Annotated in this window: 22 protein-coding genes; 16 read left to right on the forward strand and 6 right to left on the reverse strand. The window is 69.7% G+C overall.

What is annotated here, in order from left to right:
* The first annotated feature begins 12 nt into the window (after positions 1–12).
* Positions 13–366 (forward strand): STAS domain-containing protein, encoded by a 354-nt coding sequence (locus OG735_RS30285; protein ID WP_327326303.1) that lies wholly within the window; start codon positions 13–15, stop codon positions 364–366.
* A complete protein-coding gene (locus tag OG735_RS30290; protein ID WP_327326304.1) occupies positions 356–1,327 on the forward strand; it encodes an MEDS domain-containing protein in 972 nt (323 codons plus the stop codon). The genes OG735_RS30285 and OG735_RS30290 overlap by 11 nt, the downstream gene beginning before the upstream one ends.
* A 265-nt stretch (positions 1,328–1,592) precedes the next feature.
* On the opposite strand, the gene ndgR is transcribed toward OG735_RS30290, so the two are convergent.
* Positions 1,593–2,306: an IclR family transcriptional regulator NdgR gene (ndgR, locus tag OG735_RS30295; protein ID WP_327326305.1), complete on the reverse strand. Its 714-nt coding sequence runs from the start codon at positions 2,304–2,306 to the stop codon at positions 1,593–1,595.
* Positions 2,307–2,450: 144 nt separating this feature from the next.
* Between ndgR and leuC the strand changes: the two genes are divergently transcribed.
* The 4 genes from leuC to OG735_RS30315 all read left to right on the forward strand — a co-directional run bounded on the left by leuC (position 2,451) and on the right by OG735_RS30315 (position 5,605).
* A complete protein-coding gene (gene leuC / locus OG735_RS30300; protein WP_327326306.1) occupies positions 2,451–3,884 on the forward strand; it encodes a 3-isopropylmalate dehydratase large subunit in 1,434 nt (477 codons plus the stop codon).
* A gap of 2 nt (positions 3,885–3,886) precedes the next feature.
* On the forward strand, positions 3,887–4,480 hold the full coding sequence (gene leuD / locus OG735_RS30305) for a 3-isopropylmalate dehydratase small subunit (RefSeq protein ID WP_327326307.1): 594 nt from the start codon (positions 3,887–3,889) through the stop codon (positions 4,478–4,480).
* A gap of 104 nt (positions 4,481–4,584) precedes the next feature.
* Positions 4,585–4,812, forward strand: a complete 228-nt coding sequence (locus OG735_RS30310) for a hypothetical protein (RefSeq protein ID WP_215177549.1) — start codon at positions 4,585–4,587, stop codon at positions 4,810–4,812.
* Positions 4,813–4,954: 142 nt separating this feature from the next.
* Positions 4,955–5,605 carry an HU family DNA-binding protein gene (locus OG735_RS30315; protein WP_327326308.1) on the forward strand — a complete coding sequence of 217 codons (651 nt, stop codon included), beginning with the start codon at positions 4,955–4,957 and terminating at the stop codon, positions 5,603–5,605.
* An 89-nt stretch (positions 5,606–5,694) separates the two neighbouring features.
* Here OG735_RS30315 and OG735_RS30320 read toward each other — a convergent pair whose 3' ends face one another.
* Positions 5,695–5,898: a hypothetical protein gene (locus OG735_RS30320; protein ID WP_327326309.1), complete on the reverse strand. Its 204-nt coding sequence runs from the start codon at positions 5,896–5,898 to the stop codon at positions 5,695–5,697.
* Between the two features lie 43 nt (positions 5,899–5,941).
* Complete coding sequence (gene cofC, locus OG735_RS30325; RefSeq protein ID WP_327326310.1) at positions 5,942–6,625, reverse strand: 2-phospho-L-lactate guanylyltransferase; 684 nt, start codon at positions 6,623–6,625, stop codon at positions 5,942–5,944.
* A 150-nt stretch (positions 6,626–6,775) separates the two neighbouring features.
* Between cofC and OG735_RS30330 the strand changes: the two genes are divergently transcribed.
* The 3 genes from OG735_RS30330 (at position 6,776) to OG735_RS30340 (ending at position 9,762) form a co-directional block, all read left to right on the forward strand.
* On the forward strand, positions 6,776–7,528 hold the full coding sequence (locus OG735_RS30330; RefSeq protein WP_327326311.1) for a lysophospholipid acyltransferase family protein: 753 nt from the start codon (positions 6,776–6,778) through the stop codon (positions 7,526–7,528).
* Complete coding sequence (locus OG735_RS30335) at positions 7,525–8,538, forward strand: NAD(P)H-dependent glycerol-3-phosphate dehydrogenase (RefSeq protein ID WP_327326312.1); 1,014 nt, start codon at positions 7,525–7,527, stop codon at positions 8,536–8,538. Before OG735_RS30330 ends, OG735_RS30335 begins: the two co-directional genes overlap by 4 nt.
* Positions 8,539–8,604: 66 nt before the next feature.
* Complete coding sequence (locus tag OG735_RS30340) at positions 8,605–9,762, forward strand: D-alanine--D-alanine ligase family protein (protein WP_327326313.1); 1,158 nt, start codon at positions 8,605–8,607, stop codon at positions 9,760–9,762.
* A 60-nt stretch (positions 9,763–9,822) separates the two neighbouring features.
* Here OG735_RS30340 and OG735_RS30345 read toward each other — a convergent pair whose 3' ends face one another.
* Both OG735_RS30345 and OG735_RS30350 read right to left on the reverse strand, forming a co-directional pair.
* On the reverse strand, positions 9,823–10,296 hold the full coding sequence (locus OG735_RS30345; protein ID WP_327326314.1) for a DUF3515 domain-containing protein: 474 nt from the start codon (positions 10,294–10,296) through the stop codon (positions 9,823–9,825).
* Between the two features lie 20 nt (positions 10,297–10,316).
* A complete protein-coding gene (locus OG735_RS30350; RefSeq protein ID WP_327326315.1) occupies positions 10,317–10,550 on the reverse strand; it encodes an Lrp/AsnC family transcriptional regulator in 234 nt (77 codons plus the stop codon).
* A gap of 229 nt (positions 10,551–10,779) precedes the next feature.
* On the opposite strand from OG735_RS30350, the gene OG735_RS30355 reads away from it, so the two are divergent.
* Together OG735_RS30355 and thiD are read left to right on the forward strand one after the other, a co-directional pair.
* Positions 10,780–11,751, forward strand: coding sequence for a thiamine-phosphate kinase (locus tag OG735_RS30355; RefSeq protein ID WP_327326316.1), 972 nt, complete (start codon positions 10,780–10,782; stop codon positions 11,749–11,751).
* 10 nt (positions 11,752–11,761) lie between these two features.
* On the forward strand, positions 11,762–12,550 hold the full coding sequence (gene thiD / locus OG735_RS30360) for a bifunctional hydroxymethylpyrimidine kinase/phosphomethylpyrimidine kinase (protein WP_327326317.1): 789 nt from the start codon (positions 11,762–11,764) through the stop codon (positions 12,548–12,550).
* 133 nt (positions 12,551–12,683) lie between these two features.
* Here thiD and rpmB read toward each other — a convergent pair whose 3' ends face one another.
* Positions 12,684–12,869 (reverse strand): 50S ribosomal protein L28, encoded by a 186-nt coding sequence (gene rpmB / locus OG735_RS30365; RefSeq protein ID WP_003957616.1) that lies wholly within the window; start codon positions 12,867–12,869, stop codon positions 12,684–12,686.
* Between the two features lie 307 nt (positions 12,870–13,176).
* On the opposite strand from rpmB, the gene OG735_RS30370 reads away from it, so the two are divergent.
* The 5 genes from OG735_RS30370 (at position 13,177) to OG735_RS30390 (ending at position 19,491) form a co-directional block, all read left to right on the forward strand.
* Positions 13,177–14,766, forward strand: a complete 1,590-nt coding sequence (locus OG735_RS30370; RefSeq protein WP_327328509.1) for a DAK2 domain-containing protein — start codon at positions 13,177–13,179, stop codon at positions 14,764–14,766.
* A gap of 83 nt (positions 14,767–14,849) precedes the next feature.
* Positions 14,850–17,033 (forward strand): ATP-dependent DNA helicase RecG, encoded by a 2,184-nt coding sequence (recG, locus tag OG735_RS30375; protein ID WP_327326318.1) that lies wholly within the window; start codon positions 14,850–14,852, stop codon positions 17,031–17,033.
* A 49-nt stretch (positions 17,034–17,082) separates the two neighbouring features.
* Complete coding sequence (gene rsmD / locus OG735_RS30380) at positions 17,083–17,667, forward strand: 16S rRNA (guanine(966)-N(2))-methyltransferase RsmD (protein ID WP_327326319.1); 585 nt, start codon at positions 17,083–17,085, stop codon at positions 17,665–17,667.
* Positions 17,664–18,185: a pantetheine-phosphate adenylyltransferase gene (gene coaD, locus OG735_RS30385; protein WP_327326320.1), complete on the forward strand. Its 522-nt coding sequence runs from the start codon at positions 17,664–17,666 to the stop codon at positions 18,183–18,185. The genes rsmD and coaD overlap by 4 nt, the downstream gene beginning before the upstream one ends.
* 178 nt (positions 18,186–18,363) lie before the next feature.
* Positions 18,364–19,491, forward strand: a complete 1,128-nt coding sequence (locus tag OG735_RS30390; protein WP_327326321.1) for an ATP synthase F0 subunit B — start codon at positions 18,364–18,366, stop codon at positions 19,489–19,491.
* Positions 19,492–19,608: the final 117 nt, after the last annotated feature.

Genomic DNA, 19,608 nt, shown 5'->3' on the forward strand with positions numbered 1-19,608 from the left:
GATACTCCGCGTATGGATGCTGCCGGCGCGGAACCCCTCGTACGCACCGCGGAGTTACGCATCACGCGCATCCGCCGGCCGCCGGGCCTGAGCATCGAGGGCGTGGTTGACGTCCACACCCACCGCCATCTGCGTACCGCGCTCGAAGTGATCGCCTCGACCGACGGTGATGTCCAACTCGAGCTCTCCGGACTCGAGTTCCTCGATCTCGGCGGACTGCGCATGCTGATTGCCTTCGCCGGAACGCGAGATGGGGGCCATCATGTGGAGCTGACCGGCCTCGCCCCGCATCTGCGGAATGTGATCGCGCTGGTCGGCTGGGACGACACTCCCGGTCTTCGGCTGGGAGCCCACCGTGTCAAGTGACGCCCGGCCCAACGGTTTTGTGCACCATGCCTGTCTGTACCACGACGACGAAGAATTCCTGGCGATGGCAGTGCCGTTCGCCGAGGAGGGGCTGGACGCGAGGGATCCCGTGCTGGCCGCGACGACGCCCGCCAACATCCAACTCCTGGGGGACGCCCTCGGGGAGCGGGCCCACGCACTCGACACCGCGGACACCGCCTACTTCGGCCGTCGCCCGGTGGAACGGGTCTCCGCGCTCCTGCGGTACGCGGACCGTGGCCGGATGTCCGGGCGCCCGGTGTGGATGATCGCCGAACCGGTCTGGGCCGGTAAATGCGCGCGGCAGATCGCCGAGTGGAAGCGGATGGAGTCCGGGCTCAATGTGCTGCTCGCGCACACCGACTCCCGGCTGATCTGCCCGTACGACACCCGGACCCTGCCCGGCCATGTCGTGGAGGCCGCCTGGGCCACCCATCCCGGCCATGTGGTGGGCGATCTGGTGCTGCCCTGCGGGACGTACACGGACCCGGAGGCTTATGCGGCGGCCGGTGAGCGGCCGCTCCCGCCGCCGCCCGCGAGCGCCGCGCTGCTCGCGCTGCCCGTGTCACTCGCCGCGGTACGGCGTTTCGCGCGGCTGCGGGCCGAGGCGGCCGGGCTGCCGGGGGAGCGGGTGGCGCTGGCCGAGACGCTGGCGAACGAGGCGCTGACGTGGCTGGTGGCGCGGGGTGCGGCGGCCGGTGCGGAGCTACGGGTCTGGGAGGAGCCGGGCGCGGTGGTGTGGGACGTGCTGGCCACGGGGGCGGGGGCGGCCTTGCCGGGCCGCTTCGCGGGCTTCGCGCCGCCGGGGCCGGAGTCGTCCACGGACGACGCGCTGTGGCTGCTGCGGACGCTGTCGGAGTCGCTGGACGTCCGCGTGGAGTCCGGAGGGGGCTTGCGGTTGCGCGCGGTGTGCGCGGGCCCACGGGTGCTCACCCAGGGCTGAGGCCGCGACCTGGGGCTCCGCCCGCGCCTCAATCGCCGGCAAGGCTCATGTTGGGGCTCCGCCCCAAGCCCCGCGCCTCAATCGCCGGCGGGGCTTGTTTCTCCCTCCGCCTCAATCGCCGGCGGGGCTTGTTTCTCCCGCGCCCCAATCGCCGGCGGGGCTTGTCTCCCCCTCCGCCTCAAACGCCGGCCGGGCTTGTTTTCCGGAGGGGCTGGAAAATTCAGCCCCTCCGGCGATTGAGGAGACGCCCGAAGGGCGTGTCGCTTCAGCTACGGCGGAGCGCCTCGCTCAGGCGGGCCGCCGCGTCGATGACCGCCTGAGCGTGCATGCGGCCCGGGTGGCGCGTCAGGCGCTCGATCGGCCCGGAGACCGAGACGGCGGCGACCACGCGGTTGGACGGGCCGCGTACGGGCGCGGAGACCGACGCGACGCCCGGCTCACGCTCGCCGATCGACTGGGCCCAGCCCCGGCGCCGTACGCCGGACAGCGCCGTCGCCGTGAAACGGGCGCCCTGCAGTCCGCGGTGCAGGCGCTCCGGCTCCTCCCAGGCCATCAGGATCTGGGCCGAGGAGCCGGCCTTCATCGTGAGCGTGGAGCCGACCGGCACGGTGTCCCGCAGTCCGGACAGCCGCTCGGCCGCCGCCACACAGATCCGCATGTCTCCCTGCCGGCGGTAGAGCTGCGCGCTCTCGCCGGTCACATCGCGCAGATGCGTGAGTACGGGTCCGGCCGTGGCCAGCAGCCGGTCCTCGCCCGCCGCGGCGGCGAGCTCCGCCAGCCGCGGACCGAGAATGAACCGGCCCTGCATGTCCCTCGCCACCATCCGGTGGTGTTCCAGTGCCACGGCAAGGCGATGTGCCGTGGGTCGTGCAAGCCCTGTCGCCGCGACCAGCCCGGCGAGGGTGGCCGGACCGGACTCCAGTGCGCTCAGTACCAGAGCTGCCTTGTCGAGAACGCCGACGCCGCTAGAGTTGTCCATGCAACGATATTCACGTCTCACACTGTGAAACGCAAGTTCAATTTTCCCAGGAACTTGCGACGCTGTAGTTGCGGCCCGCGGACCAACGGGCTCTGCACAAGATCTCTAGTTGTGTCGGCGGACCAGTCGGCCGGAGGGAAAGCGATGGGTAGGACACTCGCGGAGAAGGTCTGGGACGACCACGTCGTCCGGCGCGCAGAGGGCGAGCCCGACCTGCTCTTCATTGATCTGCATCTGCTGCACGAGGTGACCAGCCCCCAGGCCTTCGACGGGCTCCGGCAGAACGCCCGCCAGGTCCGGCGCCTCGACCTCACCATCGCGACCGAGGACCACAACACCCCGACCCTGGACATCGACAAGCCCATCGCGGACCCAATCTCGCGCGCCCAGTTGGAAACGCTCCGTAAGAACTGTGCCGACTTCGGCGTACGTCTGCACCCGCTGGGCGACATCGAGCAGGGCGTTGTCCATGTGGTGGGCCCGCAGCTGGGCCTGACCCAGCCCGGTACCACCGTGGTCTGCGGCGACTCGCACACCTCCACGCACGGCGCTTTCGGCGCGCTGGCGTTCGGCATCGGCACCTCCCAGGTGGAGCATGTGCTGGCCACCCAGACGCTGCCGCTGGCCCGCCCCAAGACCATGGCCATCACGGTCGAGGGCGAACTGCCCGACAGTGTCACCGCCAAGGACCTGATCCTGGCGATCATCGCGAAGATCGGTACCGGCGGCGGCCAGGGCTACATCCTGGAATACCGCGGCTCCGCCATCGAGAAGCTCTCGATGGAGGCCCGGATGACCATCTGCAATATGTCGATCGAGGCGGGCGCCCGGGCCGGAATGATCGCCCCGGACCGCACCACCTTCGACTATCTGCAGGGCCGCGACCACGCCCCCAAGGGCGCGGAGTGGGACGCCGCTGTCGCGTACTGGGAGACCCTGCGTACCGACGACGACGCCGTTTTCGACGCCGAGGTGTTCATCGACGCCGCCGAACTGGCGCCGTTCGTCACCTGGGGCACCAACCCCGGCCAGGGTGCGCCCCTGACGGCGAACGTCCCCGACCCGGCTTCGTACGAGGACGCTTCGGAGCGACACGCCGCCGAAAAGGCCCTGGAATACATGGGGTTGAGTGCCGGCCAGCCGCTGCGCGACATCAAGGTCGACACCGTCTTCGTAGGCTCCTGCACCAACGGCCGTATCGAGGACCTGCGCAACGTGGCCGCCATCGTCGAGGGCCGCAAAGTCGCCGACGGCGTACGGATGCTGGTGGTCCCCGGCTCCGTACGGGTCGCGCTGCAGGCCGTCGAGGAGGGCCTGGACAAGGTCTTCACCGCCGCGGGCGCCGAATGGCGGCACGCCGGCTGCTCGATGTGTCTGGGCATGAACCCCGACCAACTGGCCCCCGGCGAGCGCTCCGCGTCCACCTCCAACCGCAACTTCGAGGGCAGGCAGGGCAAGGGCGGACGCACCCATCTGGTCTCGCCCCAGGTCGCCGCGGCCACAGCGGTACTGGGCCATCTGGCCTCCCCCGCCGATCTGTCCGACGCCGACGCCCGTACGCCCGCTGGAGCCCGATAACCATGGAAGCTTTCACCGCACACACCGGCCGGGCCGTACCGCTGCGCCGCAGCAACGTCGACACCGACCAGATCATCCCGGCCCACTGGCTGAAGAAGGTCACCCGCGACGGCTTCGAGGACGGCCTGTTCGAGGCCTGGCGCAAGGATTCGTCCTTCATCCTCAACCAGCCCGAGCGCAAGGGCGCCACGGTGCTGGTGGCCGGGCCCGACTTCGGCACCGGATCCTCCCGTGAGCACGCCGTATGGGCCCTGCAGAACTACGGCTTCAAGACCGTCATCTCCTCCCGGTTCGCCGATATCTTCCGCGGCAACTCGCTCAAGAACGGCCTGCTGACGGTGGTTCTGGAGCAGAAGGTCGTGGACGCGCTCTGGGAGCTGACCGAGGCCGACCCGACTGCCGAAATCACCGTGGACTTGGAGAAGCGACAGGTTCTGGCCACGGGAATCACGGCTGACTTCGAGCTTGACGAGAACGCCCGCTGGCGGCTGCTGAACGGTCTCGACGACATCAGCCTCACCCTTCAGAACGAAGCAGACATCGCCGCTTACGAGGCATCCCGACCGGCCTTCAAACCCCGCACAATTGACGTCTGAGCAGCGGTTTTCCCGTACTGCGCCCCCCATCGCCCGGTGGGGGGCGCAGTCGCTTGTTGAGACCCTGTCGGGCGACAACTCGCCCCAGATGGCACAATCGGTGCATGGAACGCGACAGCCAACTCGAGCTCTACGAGGCAGTCGCCGCCCGATTGAAGGAAGCGCACACAAGGGTGCGTGAACTGCAAGTCCCGGAGGGCGTAAGGATGGCGCTGTCCCGGAAGCTGCTGGTCGTCACGGCCGCGGCGAAGCACGATCTCCCGGATGCGGCAAGGCGTCTGGACCGCTTGATGAAGGACCTCGACGAGGGCCGATTCCCTGAAGGCGACTGACACCCGGAGTTCCGCGACGGTCGACTTCGTTGCGGCACTAGGGTGATTAGCCCGTTTCGTGTTTGATTTGCGGTATATATCTGCCTAACGTGCGAAAAAGCCTGGACGCATTCGTTCCGGCAATGTCTCCGAAGGGGAAGACGTGAACAAGGCGCAGCTCGTAGAAGCGATTGCCGACAAGGTCGGAGGCCGTCAGCAGGCCGCCGAGGCTGTCGACGCGGTACTTGACGCGATCGTCCGCGCAGTTGTCGGCGGAGACCGGGTTTCGGTCACCGGCTTCGGCTCGTTCGAGAAGGTCGACCGTCCGGCCCGTTACGCCCGCAACCCGCAGACGGGTGAGCGCGTACGGGTCAAGAAGACCTCCGTTCCGCGCTTCCGTGCGGGACAGGGCTTCAAGGACCTGGTGAGCGGCTCGAAGAAGCTCCCCAGGGGTGGCGAGGTCTCCGTCAAGAAGGCTCCCAAGGGAAGCCTCTCGGGCGGTGCTTCCACTCGTACAGCGGTCAAGAAGGCCGCCGCCAAGAAGGTCGCGGCGAAGAAGGTCGCGGCGAAGAAGGTCGCGGCGAAGAAGACCACGGCGGCAAAGAAGACGACCGCCAAGAAGACCACGGCGAAGAAGACCACGGCCAAGAAGGCCACCGCCAAGAAGGCGACTCCGGCGAAGAAGGCCACGGCCAAGAAGGCGGCGGCCAAGAAGACCGCCCCCGCCAAGAAGGCCACCGCCAAGAAGGCGCCTGCCAAGAAGGCGACGGCACGCAAGACGACCGCCAAGAGGGCCGCTGCCAGGAAGAAGTAAGCGGCAAAGGGTCACAGGGCCACTCACGCGCCGGGCCGGACTCCCCCAGGGGAGCCCGGCCCGCGGCGTTTCCGTGGCGTTCGCAGTGGTCAGAGGGTCTGCAGCGTCACCAGCGTGATGCGGAGGGACGTGCCCTCGCCCTCAGTCTCGATACGGACCCGCTGGCCCGGCCGGAGCAGGCGCAGACCACCCGCGTCGAAGGCAGCGGCATCGAACTCCACCGGCGTGCCGTCGTCGAGCAGCACGCTCCCGCTGCGGGTTTCGGAGTCGTATGTGTACGAGGTCGCCTGCATACGCGCCAGCCTATCCGCCTCCTCGGCCGTCCACGGCGTGGGCTCAGCCGTCCATGACGTGGACGCCGGACTGCCAGCGCTCCGCGGTACGCGGCCCCACACCGAGCGCGAGCGCGGCCTTCAGATCGTCGCCGGTGTCCACGTCCTGCCGTACCGAATCGACCCCGTCGAGCAGGATTTCCGCAGCCCCCGAAGCCATGTGCCGGAGCCGCGAGCGGCCGCCGAAAGCAGGACGCAATTCCACGCCGGGCGCTGCCGAGAGGAATGTCGTGCCGATTCCGGCCGCATCCGTCAGAAATGCCCGGGGAAATACCGAAGCTGTCGCAAGGACCCGCGCCAATTCCGCGGGACGCAATGCGGGCAGATCGGCGTTGAGTGCGGCGACCGCCGCGGCGGGCCGTACCGCCCGCACCGCTTCGGCCCCGTGCGCCAGCGCCGCGTTGAGTCCCGCCGCAGGAGCGTCCGGAACGATCCGCGCACCCAGTGCGGCCAGCTCGACCGCCGCCGCGGGATCGTCCGTGACGACCGCCACACCCCGCACCGCCGGGCAGGCCAGCGCTGCGGCCACGGTGTCCTGGGCGAAAGCGAGTGCCAGATGCGGCCGCAGAATGTCGTCCGCCGCCTCCGCGAGCCTGCTCTTGGCCAGTACGAGGGGCTTCAGCGGGACGACCAGGGACCAGAGGGGCGTCGGGTCGGTGTTCGTGGCGGGCTCTCCGTCCGTGCGCATCGGGTGCCCATTGTCGCCTGAGCCCGCGAAGATCCGGAGGGCTGGGCCTGTGGCCGGGGCGTACGGTGTTCTCGACAGACCAGGGGCCTGGGGCGACACTTGACCCCCAGCAGCCAGGCAGCATGCCCGGTGATAGAGGAAGGTGTCCGAGTGTCCCGCCGTACAATCGGCTTCTGGTACCGCCTGGCGGCGGCCATCACTAAACCGCCGCTGTTGCTTCTGTTCAAGCGGGACTGGCAAGGAATGGAACACATTCCGGCTGACGGCGGATTTATCACCGCCATCAATCACAACTCGTATCTCGACATGTTCTCCTACGGTCACTTCCAGTACAACACCGGACGTGTGCCCCGATTCCTGGCCAAGGCCGCGCTCTTCAAAGCGCCCGGTGTGGGGATCCTTCTGCGAGGTACCGGCCAGATTCCCGTCTATCGCGAGTCCTCCAACGCCTTCGGCGCCTTCCGCGCCGCCGTGGAAGCCGTGGAGCGCGGTGAATGCGTCGCCTTCTACCCCGAGGGCACTCTCACCCGCGATCCAGGCCAGTGGCCGATGACCGCGAAGACCGGAGTGGCGCGTGCGGCACTGCTGACCAAGGCGCCGGTGGTGCCCGTCGCCCAGTGGGGCGCCAACTTGGCGATGCCGCCGTACGCCAAGGAGAACAAGGTCCGCTTCTTCCCCCGCAAGACGCTCCAGGTGAAGGCGGGGCCGCCGGTCGACCTCACGCCCTTCTACGACCAGGAGCCGACGCCGGAGGTGCTGAAGGAGGCGACCGAGATCATCATGTCCGCCATCACCGGTCTGCTGGAGGACCTGCGCGGCGAGCGGGCGCCCGAGAAGCCGTACGATCTGCGCGAAATCCGCGCTCAGGAGCGCCGCAAGGCCGCCGAGGAGGGCACCAAGTGACGCGCGCAGTCGCCAGGGCAGCAGTATTCGGAACCGGCTCGTGGGGCACGGCGTTCGCCATGGTCCTCGCCGACGCGGGCTGCGAGGTGACCCTCTGGGCCCGCCGCCCCGAAGTCGCCGAAGCCGTCAACACCACCCGCACCAACCCCGACTATCTGCCGGGAATTGAGCTTCCGGAGTCGGTACGCGCCACCACCGACCCCGCCGAGGCCGCGGCCGGCGCCGACTTCACGGTCCTCACCATCCCCTCGCAGACCCTGCGCGGCAACCTCGCGGACTGGGTGCCCCTGCTGGCGCCCGACACCGTGCTCGTCTCCCTCATGAAGGGCGTCGAACTCGGCACCGCCAAGCGGATGAGCGAGGTCATCGAGGAGGTCGCCAAGGTCTCCGCGGACCGGGTCGCCGTGGTCACCGGACCCAACCTCGCCAAGGAGATCGCCCAGCGCCGGCCTGCCGCGGCCGTGGTCGCCTGCCGCGACGAAGCCGTCGCACGGCGCCTCCAGTCCGCCTGCCACACCCCGTACTTCCGCCCGTACACCAACACCGACGTCGTCGGCTGCGAACTCGGCGGCGCGGTCAAGAACGTCATCGGTCTCGCCGTCGGAATCGCTGACGGCATGGGCCTGGGCGACAACGCCAAGGGCTCGCTCATCACCCGCGGCCTCGCCGAGACCACCCGCCTCGGCCTCGTGATGGGAGCCGACCCAATGACCTTCTCCGGCCTCGCCGGACTCGGCGACCTGGTCGCGACCTGCTCCTCGCCGCTCTCCCGCAACCACACCTTCGGCACCAACCTCGGGCGCGGCATGACGCTCCAGGAGACCATCGCGGTCACCAAGCAGACCGCTGAAGGCGTCAAGTCCTGTGAGTCGGTGCTCGATCTGGCGCGCCGGCACGGGGTCGACATGCCGATCACCGAGATGGTCGTCGGCATCGTCCACGACGGCAAACCGCCGGTGGTCGCGCTCAAGGAGCTGATGTCACGCAGTGCCAAGCCGGAGCGCAGCTGACGTGGCTCGCGGTGCCCTGTGGGGGGAATCCCCCCACGCCTTCCAAGCGGGTAGTCTCATCGCGATATGAGCAGCGAGAACCTCCCCCAGAGCCCTGAGCAGCAGCTCCGCAAGCCGCGCGTAGCCGTCGTCTTCGGCGGTCGCAGCTCCGAACACGGAATCTCCGTGGTCACCGCCGGTGCCGTGCTGCGGGCCATCGACCGTACGAAGTACGACGTACTGCCGATCGGCATCACGACGGACGGCCGGTGGGCGCTCACCGCCGACGACCCGGACCGGATGGCCATCGCCGACCGCAGGACGCCCAGCGTCGAGCAGCTGGCCGAGTCCGCCGACGGTGGTGTGGTGCTCTCCGTCGATCCGGCCAACCGCGAGGTCGTCTACAGCGAACCCGGCTCCGTACCCAAGGTGCTCGGCGAGGTCGACGTCGTCTTCCCGATGCTGCACGGTCCGTACGGCGAGGACGGCACCCTCCAGGGCCTGCTGGAGCTCTCCGGCGTCCCGTACGTCGGCTCGGGCGTCCTCGCCTCGGCCGTCGGCCAGGACAAGGAGTACATGAAGCGGGTGTTCATCGCCTTCGGGCTGCCGGTCGGTCCCTTCGAGGTCGTCCGCCCCCGCGAGTGGGAGCAGGACCCGTCCGCCGCCCGCAAGAAGATCATTGACTTCGCCGGTGAGCACGGCTGGCCGCTCTTCGTGAAGCCCGCGCGCGCCGGCTCCTCGATCGGCATCACCAAGGTCGACGACCTCTCCGGCCTTGACGACGCGATCGCCGAGGCGCAGCGCCACGATCCCAAGATCCTGGTGGAGTCGCTGCTGCGCGGCCGCGAGATCGAGTGCGGAGTGCTCGAGTTCGAGGACGGTCCGCGCGCCAGCGTGCCGGCCGAGATCCCGCCGGTCACGGCGCACGAGTTCTACGACTTCGAGGCCAAGTACATCGACTCTGCGGCCGGTCTCGTGCCCGCGCCGCTGACCCCGGAGCAGACCGCCGAGGTGCGGCGGCTCGCGGTCGAGGCCTTCGACGCCGCGTCCTGCGAGGGACTGGTCCGCGCCGACTTCTTCCTGCAGGAGAACGGCGAGTTCGTGATCAACGAGATCAACACCATGCCGGGCTTCACGCCCATCTCGATGTACCCGCGGATGTGGCAGGAGAGCGGCATCAGCTACTCGGAGCTGGTGGACAAGCTGATCCAGGCGGCGCTGCGCCGCCCGACCGGCCTGCGCTAGGGCACGTTTCGGAAGAGCGCCGCTTGGAAGCAGCGCCGCCCGACCGGCCCGCGTCAGAGGTCAAAGGCTGGCCGGGACCGTCTTCTTGACGGGCCCGGCCAGCTCTGTGAGCGGCCCGATGTCATGGGCGTACTGCTTCCCCAGCGTGACCTCGACATAGGTCTTGCGGTAGGTGGTGGTGAACCGGGGGCCGGCTTCCCGCTGCTCCAGCAGCCAGTTGACCCCGTTCACCTCCACGCCCTTCGACTGGGGGTCACTCATCTTCTCCGGCCGGGGGACGCCGCAGCGCAGTACGATCGCGGCATCGCCCCAGCCGGCGGTCAGTTCGGAAGCCGGTTCGGGGTCGTTGCGGTCCTGTCCGGCGACGGAATCGGGCAGCTCCTTGTGCAGCGCACGGCACAAGGAGACCTCCTCCGGCGGGGGGCTGGGAACCGTGATCGACGCCGCTGCGTCCGTGGAGGAGCAGCCCGCGGCAGCCAAGAGCACAACGGCGGCTGCGGACAGGCAGAAGGGCCGGCGGCGGTATGAAGTCACCGGCCAAGCGTAGACGGGGGCTACAGGTGCACGACCGGGCAGGTCAGGGTGCGGGTGATGCCGTCCACTTGCTGGATCTTGGCGACCACCATGCGACCGAGATCATCGACCGTCTCGGCCTGGGCGCGCACAATTACGTCATAGGGACCGGTTACGTCCTCGGCCTGTATCACTCCCGGAATCTTGCCGATGGTCTCGGCGACGGTCGACGCCTTGCCCACCTCGGTCTGAATAAGGATGTACGCCTGTACCACGGAACCTCCAGGGCGGCCACGAGGATCATGTGGGGAGAGAAGAAACGCCACGGTATCGCGTCGCCGCGGGCTGCGGGGAGACCTGCGCGCCGGACGATGTCCGCAGCGTGGCGTACGAAATGCAGAAGTTGGCGTATGTCTTGACGGTACGTACCGCGAAGACGGCTCGCGACCGCAAGCAAGCAGCACTGCCGGACGTTCCGGCAGGACGACGGAGAGGTGAGACTCGGTGAAGGGCACTGTGGGCGAGTTGGGGGAGTTCGGGCTCATCAGGGAGCTCACCTCCCGGCTCACCTCCACCCCCGCGGTACGGCTGGGGCCCGGCGACGACGCCGCGGTCGTGGCCGCACCCGACCGCAGGGTTGTGGCAAGTACGGACATCCTGCTCGAGGGACGGCACTTCCGCCGCGACTGGTCGACGGCGTACGACGTAGGCCGCAAGGCCGCCGCCCAGAACCTGGCCGACATCGCCGCGATGGGCGCGGTCCCGACCGCGCTGCTGCTCGGCCTGGTCGTCCCGGCCGAACTCCCGGTCACCTGGGCCACCGAGCTGATGGACGGCATCCGGGACGAGTGCCAGGTCGCGGGCGCGGCGGTGGTCGGCGGCGATGTCGTACGAGGCGACCTCATCACCCTCGCGATCACCGCGCTCGGCGATCTGCGCAACCACGAGCCGGTCACCCGGGCCGGCGCCCAGCCCGGCGATGTCGTCGCGTACACCGGCTGGTTGGGGTGGTCGGCGGCCGGGCACGCGGTGCTCTCGCGCGGCTTCCGCTCGCCGCGCGCCTTCGTCGAGGCGCACCGGCGGCCCGAGCCGCCGTACCACGCGGGCCCGGCGGCGGCCGGCCTCGGCGCCACCGCCATGACCGATGTCAGCGACGGACTCGTCGCCGACCTCGGGCACATCGCGGACGCCAGCAAGGTCCGTATCGACCTGCGGTCCGGCCTCATCGACATCCCCAGCCAGATGAACGACATCGGCCAGGCGGTCGGCGTCGATCCGCTGCAGTGGGTGCTGACCGGCGGAGAGGACCATGCGATCGTCGCGACGTTCCCTCCGGACGCGAAACTGCCGGCCCGCTGGAAGGTGATCGGCGAGGTGCTCAATCCCTCGGCGCTGCCACAGGTGACCGTCGACGGTGCGCCGTGGACCAGCAAGAGCGGCTGGGACCACTTCGGGGACATCGAGGACGGCAAGTAGATTCGGGGGCATGGACATACCCCCTCGCGTGCTCACCGTCGCCGGGTCCGACTCCGGCGGCGGTGCCGGCATTCAGGCCGACCTGAAGACCATGCTGGCGCTCGGAGTGCACGGCATGAGCGTGCTCACCGCCGTCACCGCGCAGAACTCCCTGGGGGTGCAGGGCGCGTGGGAACTGCCCGTCGACGCGGTACGGGCCCAGTACCGCAGCGTCGTCGACGACATCGGCGTCCAGGCGGTGAAGACCGGCATGCTGGCGTCGGCGCCGCTCGTCGAGACGGTCGCCGAGCTGCTGGCCGGCACGGACGCGCCGGTGGTCGTCGACCCCGTGGGCGTCTCCAAGCACGGGGACCCGTTGCTGGCCGCCTCCGCACTCGACTCCGTACGCACCAAGCTCCTGCCGCTGGCGACCGTGGCCACGCCCAACCTCGACGAGGTGACCCAGCTGACCGGCGTCGTGGTGAGCGACGAGGACGGGATGCGCCGGGCCGCGGACGCCGTGCTCGGCTTCGGACCGCGCTGGGCACTGATCAAGGGCGGGCATCTCGCGGGCGACGCGGTGGATCTGCTGACGGACGGCGCGGAGGAGCATTGGCTGCGCGCGCCCCGGCACGACAACCGGCATACGCACGGGACGGGCTGCACGCTGGCGTCCGCCGTCGCCGCGGGGTTGGCGAAGGGAATGGAGGTCCCTCGGGCCGTACGGGCCGCGAAGGAGTACGTCACGGGCGCGATCGCGGCCGGATTCGCGCTGGGAGGCGGGATCGGTCCTGTGGATCACGCATGGCGCCTGCGCTGACGGGCGCGAGGGGGTGCGCCGGATGCGGGGGGCGCGGGGCGGGGAATGCGCGGGCACGGCGAAAAGCCGGCCCACCGAGGTGGACCGGCTTTCAAGGCAACCGCAGGGGCTGCGCTACGACGAAACGTCGCGGTTAGCGCGAGACCTTGCCGGCCTTGATGCACGAGGTGCAGACGTTGAGCCGCTTCGGCGTCCGACCGACCACGGCACGCACGCGCTGGATGTTCGGGTTCCAGCGACGGGACGTACGGCGGTGCGAGTGCGAAATGTTGTTGCCGAAGCCCGGCCCCTTGCCGCAGACGTCGCAGTTGGCAGCCACGGGTCACTCCAAAGACTTCAGATGCACTTACAGTGAATTCCGGCGCACCGGATCAGTGATCTGATTTGGTGACTTTGCCGGGGGAATGGCCCGACTTTCATCGGGCAACCGGAGCAGCATACAACGACTGCGTCCGAGATACGAAACTACCATGGCTTCTCCCGCACCCGCCCCGGCCCTTGGCTCCGACCGGGGTCTACCCTGCGGTGCAAACCCCGCAGCCCACGGCCCTGTCCGGCCGCTCAAGGAGGATCACCAGGTGCCAGAGAAGGAGGGGCGGCCCGCGGGGCCTCCCTTGAGGGCGGCGGTGGGAGACGGGCGTGCCCTCAACGCCGCAACGGTGCGTGCCTGGTGCTCACTGGCGCTGGAAGCCCTGGGCCGGGAGCGCGAGGCGATCGACGCGATCAATGTCTATCCGGTCGCGGACGGGGACACCGGCACGAATCTGTACTTGACCGTGGAGTCCGCGGCCCAGGCCGTTGAGGCGGTCTTCGCCGCTCATGAGACCGGGTCCTCCCTGCCCTCGTCGGCCGATGTGCTGCGGGCGATGGCGCACGGGGCGCTGATAGGGGCACGCGGGAACTCGGGGACGATTCTGGCGCAGCTGCTGCGGGGCATGGCGGAGCGGATCGGGGAAGGTGATCATCCGGCCGCTGCGCTGCGGCGGGCGGCCGGGCTGGCGCGTGAGGCGGTCGCGCATCCCGTCGAGGGCACGATCCTGAGCGTGGCCGGTGCGGCGGCGGACGCGGCGGAGGCCTCCCCGGACGATGCCGTGCGCGCGGCGTACGCGGGGGCGCGGGCCGCGCTGGACGCGACGCCGGATCAGCTCGAGGTACTGGGGCGGGCGGGAGTCGTCGACGCGGGCGGACGCGGGCTGCTCGCCGTGCTCGGGGCGCTGGTCGAGGCGGTGTCGGGCGAGGCCCCGGTGCTCCCGGCGCTGGCCCATGTGCGGCCGGAGCCGGCGGCCCGGACCGTGGAGCCGTGCGCCGACGGGGGCCCGGCCTTCGAGGTCATCTACCTCCTGGAGGCGGACGACGCGGCCGTGGCCCGGCTGCGGACCCGGCTCGACAAGCTCGGCGACTCGCTCGTCGTCGTCGGCGGCGACGGCCTGTGGAACGTCCATGTGCACGTCGACGACGCGGGCGCGGCGGTGGAGGCGGGCGTCGAGGCGGGGCGGCCGTACCGGATCCGTATCACCCACTTCGACACCGCGGCGGCAGTGATGCGCGAACAGGTACAGCGGGCGGTCGTCGTGGTCGTCCCGGGGGAGGGACTGGCGGGCCTGTGCTCCGAGGCCGGAGCGACCACGGTCCTCGCCCGCCCCGGCGAACCCCCGGCCAGTGGCGAACTGGTCGAGGCGATCCGGCACGCCCACGCGCGCGAGGTGGTCCTGCTGCCGAACTCCGCGGAGCTGCGGCACACGGCCGCGGCCGCCGCGGAACAGGCCCGTACGGAAGGTGTGCGGGTCGCTCTCATCCCGACCCGCGCCGCGGTCCAGGGCATCGCGGCGCTCGCCGTCCACGAGCCGGACCGGCGCTTCGACGAGGACGTGGTCGCGATGACCGCGGCGGCGGGCGCGACCCGCTATGCCGAACTGGCTGTCGCGGAACGGCAGTCGTGGACGACGGCCGGCATCTGTCAGGCCGGCGACGTACTGGGCCTGATCGACGGCGACGTGGCGGTGATCGGCGCCGATGTGCAGGCCACGGCGGAAACGGTCCTGGACCGGATGCTCGCGGCGGGCGGCGAGCTGGTGACGCTGGTACTGGCCGAGGAAGTGCCGGACGCGGTGGCCGAACGTCTGGAGAGGTACGTGCGGGACGGGTACCTGGCCGTGGACACGGTGGTCTACCGGGGCGGCCGCCAGTCGTCGCCGCTGCTGATCGGGGTCGAGTAGCGAGGCCGGCATGAGGCTCGCGGCACCGTTGTGACCAGGGGAAATCCACAGGTACGCGACGACTGTCAGTGGTGTGGTGTGCAATGGATCGCGTGTCCGCGCTCGACGAACCCCTGACGAAGACGCTCGGTGCCGCCACCGCGAAGGTGATGGCCGAGCACCTCGACCTGCACACCGTCGGTGATCTGCTCCACCACTACCCGCGGCGGTACGCCGAGCGGGGCGAGCTCACACCCCTCTCCGAGCTTCCCCTGGACGAGCACGTCACGGTCGTCGCCCAGGTCGCGGACGCCCGCGTGCTCACGTTCAACCAGGGCCGCGGCCGACGGCTTGAAGTCACCATCACCGACGGCAGCGGACGGCTGCAGCTGGTCTTCTTCGGCAAGGGGGTCCACAAGCCGCACAAGGACCTGCTGCCGGGCAGCCGCGCGATGTTCGCCGGCAAGGTGTCGATGTTCAACCGCAAGCTGCAGCTCGCCCATCCCGCGTACGAGCCGCTGGGCGCCGCCAGTGCCGAGGACGCGGTGGACGCCTTCGCCAACCAGCTGATCCCGATCTATCCGGCCTGCAAGCAGCTGGAGTCCTGGAAGATCGCCAAGGCGGTGGACGCGGTCCTGCCGCGCGCCACGGAGGCCGCCGACCCGCTGCCGCCCTCGCTGCGTGAAGGCCGGGGATTCGCCACGCTCCCCGATGCCCTGCGCAAGATCCACCGGCCGCGCACAAAGGCGGACATCGCCGAGGCCAGGGACCGGCTCAAGTGGGACGAGGCGTTCGTGCTCCAGGTCGCGCTCGCACGGCGGCGGTTCGCCGACAGCCAACTGCCCGCCGTGGCACGGAAACCCAGACCGAGCGGCCTGCTCGACGCCTTCGACGCCAAGCTTCCGTTCACTCTCACCGAAGGCCAGCAGAAGGTCACCGAGGAGATCTTCGACGACCTGGCGACCGAGCACCCCATGCACCGCCTGCTCCAGGGCGAGGTCGGCTCGGGCAAGACCATGGTCGCGCTGCGGGCGATGCTCACCGTCGTCGACGCGGGCGGACAGGCCGCGATGCTCGCGCCCACCGAGGTCCTCGCCCAGCAGCACCACCGCTCGATCACCGAGATGATGGGCGAGCTCGCGGAGGGCGGAATGCTCGGCGGCTCCGAGCACGCCACCAAGGTGGTGCTGCTGACCGGCTCCATGGGCGCGGCCGCGCGCCGGCGGGCGCTCCTCGACCTGGTGACGGGCGAGGCCGGGATCGTCATCGGTACGCATGCGCTGATCGAGGACAAGGTGCAGTTCCACGATCTGGGGCTGGTCGTCGTCGACGAGCAGCATCGCTTCGGCGTGGAGCAGCGCGACGCCCTGCGCTCGAAGGGCAAACAGCCGCCGCATCTGCTGGTCATGACCGCCACACCCATTCCCCGTACGGTCGCGATGACCGTCTTCGGAGATCTGGAGACCTCGGTCCTGGACCAGCTGCCGGCCGGCCGCTCGCCGATCGCCAGCCATGTGGTCCCCGCCCAGGACAAACCGCACTTCCTGGCGCGCGCCTGGGAGCGCGTGCGCGAGGAGGTCGAGAACGGACACCAGGCGTACGTCGTCTGTCCCCGTATCGGCGACGGCGAGGACGAGCCGAAGAAGAAGTCCGCCGAGGACGACGCCGAGAAGCGCCCTCCGCTGGCCGTGATCGAGATCGCCGAGCAGCTCGCCAAGGGCCCCCTGAGCGGCCTGCGCGTCGAAGTGCTGCACGGCCGGATGCAGCCCGACGACAAGGACGACGTCATGCGCAGCTTCGCCGCGGGTGAGGTGGACGTCCTGGTCGCCACCACCGTCATCGAGGTCGGTGTCAACGTCCCCAACGCCACCGCCATGGTGATCATGGACGCGGACCGGTTCGGTGTCTCCCAACTGCACCAGCTGCGCGGCCGGGTGGGCCGTGGCACGGCACCCGGACTCTGTCTGCTGGTCAGCGAGATGCCCGAGGCGAGCCCCGCCCGGTCCCGGCTGGGTGCGGTCGCCGCCACGCTCGACGGCTTCGAGCTCTCCCGTATCGACCTCGAACAGCGCCGCGAGGGCGATGTGCTCGGCCAGGCCCAGTCCGGCGTGCGCTCCTCGCTGCGGATGCTCACGGTCATCGAGGACGAGGAGGTCATCGTGGCTGCCCGAGAGGAGGCCGTCGCGATCGTCAGCGACGACCCGGAGCTGGAGCGGCTGCCCGAGCTGCGTACGGCGCTGGACGCGTTGCTCGACACGGAGCGCGAGCAGTTCCTCGACAAGGGCTGAGAGACTGACGGCAAGAGATTCGCTCACCGAGCTCACGAGAAGGACTGAGATGACCCGCGTGATCGCCGGCGCGGCCGGCGGACGCCGCCTCGCCGTCCCGCCCGGCAACGGCACCCGCCCCACGTCCGACCGCGCTCGTGAGGGGCTCTTCTCCAGCTGGGAGTCGCTTCTGGGCACGCTCAGCGGCATCCGTGTCGCCGATCTGTACGCCGGCTCGGGCGCCGTCGGCCTGGAGGCGCTCTCCCGTGGCGCGGCCCACGCACTCCTTGTCGAGGCCGATTCCCGCGCGGTCCGCACCGTCCGTGAGAACGTCCGCGCGCTCGGACTGCCCGGCGCCGAGGTCCGTACCGGCAAAGCGGAACAAATCGTGACGGGTCCCGCTCCCGAAGTCCCCTATGACGTGGTTTTTCTCGACCCTCCGTACTCCGTCACCGACGACGATCTTCGCGAGATTCTGCTCACACTCCGCACTCAGGGCTGGCTCGCGGACGATGCGCTCGCCACCGTGGAGCGCAGCACCAGAGGTGGCGAGTTCGTGTGGCCACCGGGTTTCGAGCCACTGCGGGCCCGTCGTTACGGCGAGGGCACGCTTTGGTACGGTCACGCCGCCTCTACGTGCGAAGACGCACGATGACCGGACCGGAGAGCGAGGGACTTCAGTTGCGCCGCGCAGTCTGTCCGGGGTCATTCGACCCCATCACCAATGGACACCTCGACATCATTGCCCGCGCCTCCAAGCTGTACGACGTCGTATACGTCGCGGTGATGATCAATCAGTCCAAGCAGGGGCTGTTCACGGTCGAGGAGCGGATCGACATGATCCGCCAGGTGACCAGCGAGTACGGAAACGTCGAGGTGGAGTCCCACCACGGCCTCCTCGTCGACTTCTGCAAGCAGCGCGACATCCCGGCCATCGTCAAGGGTCTGCGCGCCGTCAGCGACTTCGACTACGAGCTGCAGATGGCCCAGATGAACAACGGTCTCTCGGGTGTCGAGACGCTGTTCGTCCCGACCAACCCCACCTACAGCTTCCTCTCCTCCAGCCTGGTGAAGGAGGTCGCCGCCTGGGGCGGCGACGTCTCCCACCTGCTGCCTCCCGTGGTGAGCCAGGCGCTCACCAAGCGCCTCGCCGAGAAGTCACGAACTCAGTGACTCCTCAGTGACTCCTCAGTGACTCCTCGGCGACGACTCACCGACGACGCGGTGACGCACTGAGTGACGAACGGGGTGGCGAGCTGACAGTCCGTCACCCGGTGTCGGACGGGCACCGACTGCCCGTACAGTCGTCCACGTCCGTCTTCCATCAGCTGTAGAGAGTGGCGAACACACGGTGGACGTCCAGAAGAAGCTCGACGAGATCGTCGAGGCGGTCGGCAACGCCCGGTCCATGCCCATGTCGGCCTCCTGCGTGGTCAACCGCGCCGACCTGCTCGCCATGCTCGAAGAGGTCCGCCAGGCCCTGCCGGGCTCGCTGGCCCAGGCCCAGGAGCTGATCGGCGGCCGTGAGCAGCTGGTCGAGCAGGCCCGCCAGGAGGCCGAGCGGATCATCGAGACCGCCCACGCCGAGCGCGGCTCGCTGATCTCGGACACCCAGGTCGCCCGCCAGTCCCAGGACGAGGCCGACCGGATCCTCGCCGAGGCCCGCCGTGACGCCGAGGAGATCCGCGCCGAGGCCGACGACTACGTCGACTCCAAGCTCGCCAACTTCGAGGTCGTCCTCACCAAGACCATCGGCTCCGTCGACCGCGGCCGGGAGAAGCTGCTCGGCCGCGGCCCCGCGCTCGACCAGCAGGGATACATCGACCCGGCCGAGGACGACGCCCCCGAGTACAGCGCGGACCCGCAGACCCTGATCCAGCGCGCGGACGAGTACGTCGACGCCAAGCTCGGTGCCTTCGAGGCCGTGCTCTCCAAGACCCTCGACGCGGTTGGCCGAGGCCGGCAGAAGCTGCACGGCCGGACCACCAGTGACGCGCTCGGCGAGCACATGGCCGCCCAGGACGCGGCGGGCACGCAGCAGCACGCCAGCGACGCCGACTATCTGGCCGGCCTCGCGGAGCTGGCCGAGCCGCAGCCGCAGGTCCCGCAGCAGCCGCAGGTCCAGCCCCAGCACCAGTACCAGCCGCAGACTGAGCCGCAGCCCCAGATCCCGGCTCAGCTGTCGGCTCAGCAGGATCCGTACGCCTACCAGCCGCAGCAGCCGCAGGAGGTGTACGCCGCATATCAGCAGGATCCGTACGCCGCCTACCAGCAGCAGAGCTACGACCAGCAGCAGTACGCGCAGCAGGATCCGTACGCCTACCAGCAGCAGGTCCAGCCCCAGCCCCAGCCCCAGACCCAGCATCAGCATCAGCCTCAGCAGGCGCAGCAGCAGGGCGCCGCTCTCGACGAGACCAGCCTCTTCGACACGAGCATGATCGACCTCGAGCAGCTGCGCCGGTACGAGCAGGGCCGCTGAATATCGGGCCGCCGAGGACCGGATTGGGTCTACGGCGGCCCGTCCAGTATCCTGGCTCTTCGGTCGCGCGTATTTTCGCGATCCCGGCTGCCCGCTTCGACTCCGAGTCGGGACGGC

This window comes from Streptomyces sp. NBC_01210 (genome assembly GCF_036010325.1).
GTDB lineage: Bacteria > Actinomycetota > Actinomycetes > Streptomycetales > Streptomycetaceae > Streptomyces.

What these genes read in the sequence shown, in the direction of transcription:
- leuD (WP_327326307.1), top strand. Translation starts at nt 3,887, where the DNA reads ATGGAAGCTTTCACCGCACACACCGGCCGGGCCGTACCGCTGCGCCGC.
- leuC (WP_327326306.1), top strand. Translation starts at nt 2,451, where the DNA reads ATGGGTAGGACACTCGCGGAGAAGGTCTGGGACGACCACGTCGTCCGG.
- coaD (WP_327326320.1), top strand. Translation starts at nt 17,664, where the DNA reads ATGACCGGACCGGAGAGCGAGGGACTTCAGTTGCGCCGCGCAGTCTGT.
- ndgR (WP_327326305.1), bottom strand. Translation starts at nt 2,306, where the DNA reads ATGGACAACTCTAGCGGCGTCGGCGTTCTCGACAAGGCAGCTCTGGTA.
- thiD (WP_327326317.1), top strand. Translation starts at nt 11,762, where the DNA reads ATGGACATACCCCCTCGCGTGCTCACCGTCGCCGGGTCCGACTCCGGC.
- cofC (WP_327326310.1), bottom strand. Translation starts at nt 6,625, where the DNA reads ATGCGCACGGACGGAGAGCCCGCCACGAACACCGACCCGACGCCCCTC.
- OG735_RS30320 (WP_327326309.1), bottom strand. Translation starts at nt 5,898, where the DNA reads ATGCAGGCGACCTCGTACACATACGACTCCGAAACCCGCAGCGGGAGC.
- OG735_RS30310 (WP_215177549.1), top strand. Translation starts at nt 4,585, where the DNA reads ATGGAACGCGACAGCCAACTCGAGCTCTACGAGGCAGTCGCCGCCCGA.
- OG735_RS30285 (WP_327326303.1), top strand. Translation starts at nt 13, where the DNA reads ATGGATGCTGCCGGCGCGGAACCCCTCGTACGCACCGCGGAGTTACGC.
- recG (WP_327326318.1), top strand. Translation starts at nt 14,850, where the DNA reads ATGGATCGCGTGTCCGCGCTCGACGAACCCCTGACGAAGACGCTCGGT.
- rsmD (WP_327326319.1), top strand. Translation starts at nt 17,083, where the DNA reads ATGACCCGCGTGATCGCCGGCGCGGCCGGCGGACGCCGCCTCGCCGTC.
- OG735_RS30340 (WP_327326313.1), top strand. Translation starts at nt 8,605, where the DNA reads ATGAGCAGCGAGAACCTCCCCCAGAGCCCTGAGCAGCAGCTCCGCAAG.